We start from the raw sequence: 2,876 nt of genomic DNA on the forward strand, positions 1-2,876 counted from the left end.
AGCCTGCTCGCGAAAGCGCCGGGCCAGACCCAGCCGCTGCTGGATGTGCCGACCTCTTCGCGAGCAGGCTCGCTCCCACCTTGGAGATGTGTTTTTCAGTTATGGCCCACCCACCACCATCGAGGTAAACGGTGCGACATACGCCTGCAACGTCACCAGCCCGCCGACCAGGATCGCCAGCACGATCGAGTGGAAGAACACGTAACGCAGAATCTCGCCCTCATGCCCGTACCAACGGGTCGCGGTGGAGGCGACGACGATCGACTGCGCGTCGACCATCTTGCCCATCACCCCACCGGAACTGTTCGCTGCCGCCATCAGCACCGGACTGATACCCAGCTGTTCCGAGGTCACCCGTTGCAAGCCGCCAAACAGCACGTTCGAAGCAGTGTCGGAACCGGTCAGCGCCACCCCCAGCCAGCCGAGCAGCGTGCCGAACATCGGATAGAAAATCCCCGTCGCCGCGAACGCCAGGCCCATGGTCGCATCCAGCCCCGAATAGCGGGTGAGGAAGCCCAGCGCGAGCATCGCTGCAATCGTGATCAGCGAAAAACGCACCACCCACAGCGTGCGCAGGTATTGCTTGATCAATTGCGGGATCGAATACCCCATCAGCAGACCGCCGACAATCGCCGCCAGCAAGATCCCGCTGCCAGTGGCGGTCAGCCAGGTGAACTTGTAAATCGCTTCCTCGGCTTTCGGCGCCGCGACAACCGGCGGCACTTTTTCTATTTGCAGATGCAGACCGGTGAAGGTCAGCGCCGGGGCGAAGATCGGATTGGCCTCGCGTACCGGTTTGCCTTGCGGGTCGAGCTTGGCCGACTGCGTGACCGGGTCGATCACCGGGCGCGTATCGAACATGTTCTTGAAACCCTGGGTGCCCCAGGCAAACACGAACACCGTGAGAATGATCCACGGCATCCACGCACGCATCACTGCCGGGCGCGCCTGATCGCTGAACGCGGCGCTGGCGGTGACTGTTTCTTCGTCGACCTTGGAGTTGTCGACGCGCCCGGACAGCGCCGCCGAGGTGTGGATGGTCGCCGGTTTCCACACCTTGAGGAACAGCGTCAGACACGCCATGGAAATCAGCGCAGCGATCACGTCCACCAGCATCGGCCCGTGGTAGTTCGACACGAGAAATTGCGGGATGGCGAAACTCACCCCAGCCACCAGAATCGCCGGCCACACCTCGAGCATCTTGCGCCACCCGGCAAACGCCCAGATCAACCAGAACGGCACCAGCACCGAGAAGAACGGCAACTGCCGGCCGACCATCATCGACAGCTCCATCTCATCCAGCCCGGTGACTTTGGCCAAGGTGATGATCGGTGTGCCCAGCGCACCGAAAGCGACGGGCGCGGTATTGGCGATGAGCGCCAGACCCGATGCGGCCAATGGCGAAAAACCCAGGCCGATCAGAATCGCCCCGGTCACCGCTACCGGCGTGCCAAAGCCTGCCGCACCTTCGAAGAACGCACCGAAACAGAAGGCGATCAGCAGCAATTGCAAACGTCGGTCATCGGTGATGCGCGCTAGAGAATCCTGCAGCACTTTGAACGAACCGTTTTCGGTGGTCAGGCGATGCAGAAAGATGATGTTGAGCACAATCCAGCCGATCGGCAGCAAGCCATTCGCCGCGCCGAACAACGCCGCCGAACCGGCCATGCCCGCCGGCATGTCGAAGGCGAAAATCGAGATCAGCAGGGCCGACGCCAGCGCCAACAGCGCCGCCAGATGCGCCTTGACGTGAAAGAACGCCAGCGCCGCGAGCATCACCACCACCGGCACTGCGGCCATCAGCGTGGAGAGTACCGGGTTGCCGAACGGGTCGTAGATTTGCTGCCAGACCATGATCCACCTCTGCTTATTGTTATTGAGGGCGCAGATCCATTGCATGGGGGTAGGTTGCAAGCAGTATAGGTGGCGTTACGCCGCTGTTCGGCTGCGACGAACGAGCCGACAAACGGTCGATAGTGGCCACTGAATCAACGCGCTTTTGCCCGGTCGTATCTGCGGCTGCGCGCACTGCGTCCCGAAGACGCGGGCAGCGTGGCGATTTCCGTCGTCAAGACCTTGGGTTTTAGGGAAGTGTTGAATGAAGCAAGCGACAACGATGCTGCTCACTGTGACCGCCGCCGTATTGCTGAGCGGCTGTATTGCGGATTTTGATGATGACCATCGCCATGGCCGGCACTACGACCGCGACCACGGCCGCTATTACGACCATGACCGGCGCTGGGAAGACCGCGATGACGACCGCCGCGATGGCCGTCGTTATCATCGTGATCGCGATGATGACTGATTGAATGAAGAGGGCGTTCCCGTCAAAGGAACGCCCTCTGTGCATCAGCCTTCAGTTGAAAAAACGAGCGTTCGCCTGGACGCGGGATCGCGCAGGCACCGAGGCCTCGTGATCGAGCAAATGGGTGGCGAGTATGTCGCTCAGAAAACGGAACTGATCGTTGAGGCCGACCACTTCATTGCTGAAATGGTTGCTGGCGGCGGGCATCAGCAGATCGTCGAAATCCTTGTTGAACACCAGCGCCTGCGCCTTGCGCGGCACGACGTGCTGTTGGTAGTAGTTGCTGCCGAACACCGGGAAACTCACGGAGAGGGTGACTTGGGTGTGGATCATGGTGTGAACGCCTCGTTGTGTTTCGGATGAGTCAATCGTGCCTTTCATCATGGGAGGGCGGAAGGCAATCGTGGCGATGGTGGATATCGATGTCGGTGATGGTTGAGCATTTGCAGTGGGGCTGATGGCGCCTTCGCGAGCAGGCTCGCTCCCACAGGTGCAAGGCATTCAGATGTGGGAGCGAGCCTGCTCGCGAAGAGGCCGGAACCTTCAGCATCGAAATCGACTGACCCACCTA

Annotated in this window: 3 protein-coding genes; 1 reads left to right on the forward strand and 2 read right to left on the reverse strand. The window is 60.8% G+C overall.

Features of this window, described 5'->3' with window-relative positions:
- Positions 1–99 precede the first annotated feature (99 nt).
- Complete coding sequence (locus QMX86_RS27790; RefSeq protein WP_122703903.1) at positions 100–1,854, reverse strand: L-lactate permease; 1,755 nt, start codon at positions 1,852–1,854, stop codon at positions 100–102.
- A gap of 244 nt (positions 1,855–2,098) precedes the next feature.
- Between QMX86_RS27790 and QMX86_RS27795 the strand changes: the two genes are divergently transcribed.
- A complete protein-coding gene (locus QMX86_RS27795) occupies positions 2,099–2,305 on the forward strand; it encodes a hypothetical protein (RefSeq protein ID WP_073471201.1) in 207 nt (68 codons plus the stop codon).
- Between the two features lie 51 nt (positions 2,306–2,356).
- On the opposite strand, the gene QMX86_RS27800 is transcribed toward QMX86_RS27795, so the two are convergent.
- Positions 2,357–2,638, reverse strand: a complete 282-nt coding sequence (locus QMX86_RS27800) for a hypothetical protein (RefSeq protein WP_073471200.1) — start codon at positions 2,636–2,638, stop codon at positions 2,357–2,359.
- Positions 2,639–2,876: the final 238 nt, after the last annotated feature.

Origin of the sequence: Pseudomonas sp. PS01270 (assembly GCF_029959775.1) — a bacterium.
In the GTDB taxonomy this organism is placed as follows: domain Bacteria; phylum Pseudomonadota; class Gammaproteobacteria; order Pseudomonadales; family Pseudomonadaceae; genus Aquipseudomonas; species Aquipseudomonas atacamensis.